Annotated in this window: 1 protein-coding gene; it reads left to right on the plus strand. The window is 67.9% G+C overall.

The window, feature by feature from the left end; genetic code table 11:
- Window positions 1-86: 86 nt before the first annotated feature.
- Window positions 87-1,304, plus strand: a 1,218-nt coding sequence (locus ABZ928_RS53405) for a PIN domain-containing protein (protein ID WP_361537146.1), incomplete at its 3' end; no start/stop codon positions are given.

The following is a 1,304-nucleotide window of genomic DNA, read 5'->3' on the forward strand; positions in this document are numbered from 1 at the left end:
CCGGCCAGCCGGATATCAGGTGCGCACGGGCTCAGCCCCTGACACTCTGTCACCTAATGTGCGGTTCGGCGGTAGGAGTCCACGCCTTGATCATTTTCGACACGTGCATCATCAGGGGCCTCAAGCTCGACGACAGCAGCGCCGACCTGCTTCGCACGCTGCGCGCTGTGGGCGTCCGCACCGGGATTCCGTGGATGGCAGCCCAGGAGCTCGTTGCCCAGCAGGTGATCAAGTATCAAGAGGCGCACGCCACCGCCGCAGCGGCAATGGCGGGGGTTGCCCGTCTCACCCCGTGGGAGGTGGACGGATTCCTCGGGAACGCCGACCTCGACCGGCTCCGCAAGCACTGGCACGACGCGTACAGCCAGCTCGCGGAAACGGTCGAGACGAGCGCAGCGGCCATGCAGGAAGCCCTGTTCCGGGAGGCGAACGCGCTCGCGCCGTGCAAGACAAACCCGAAGAGCAAGGGCGGTTCCCGGGATGCCGCGATCTGGCTCTCGGCCGTCGAGTACGCCCGTCAGCACCCTGACGAGACGGTCTACTTCGTCAGCGGCAACACCCGGGACTTCACCGACGGCAGCGCGTATCCCTCGCCTATGGACCGGGATGTCGCCGAGCTCGGCGGCCGCTTCGTCCACCTCACGGCGCTCGACGAAGTGATCGAAAGGTTTACGGAGGAAGCCGAGACGGACCAGGGCGCCGTCCGGAAGGCCCTGGAGCTGATGGCGTCCAACGGCCTGGTCGGGACCGTGGCCGAGGCGATGGTCGAGAAGTACGGCGTGAACGTCTCCCCTGCGTTCGGGCCGGTGTACTCGGAGATCGACCTGCGGACGAAGTCGTTCGTGGCCACGCAGGTGCGATGCGTCTCGGTCAGCGACGCTGCGACGTACCGGATCGGTGACCGCGAGTGGTGCACAGCAACGGTCGAGTGGCTCGTCGGCGGCCTGGCGGTGATCGAGAGTCCTTCGGGTGCCTGCGCGACCGGCTTCAGCTGGACCACGGCTGTCCTGTTCGCGTCCGATGGGGAACAGGCTCGTCTCACAGTCCTCCGGGAGCCCGGTCCTCGCGAGCTGAGCGCGGACCAGCTGCTGGCCGACCTGGGCATCGACAACTCGCTGGTGTACAGCCTGGACGACGACGGTACCGAGAGCCCCTCACCGGCGGACCGGGCAACCGGCTTCTGGCACCTCAGATCGGACGGCCGCACCGCCGAGCAGCCCGCTGGAGGGCTTCCCCGTGCGTACCAGGGGGCCCTCCTCCGGAAGGCGCAGCAGACCGCACGGCACAGCGCGCTTGAACGGCGT

This window comes from Streptomyces sp. NPDC046909, assembly GCF_040644695.1.
GTDB lineage: Bacteria > Actinomycetota > Actinomycetes > Streptomycetales > Streptomycetaceae > Streptomyces.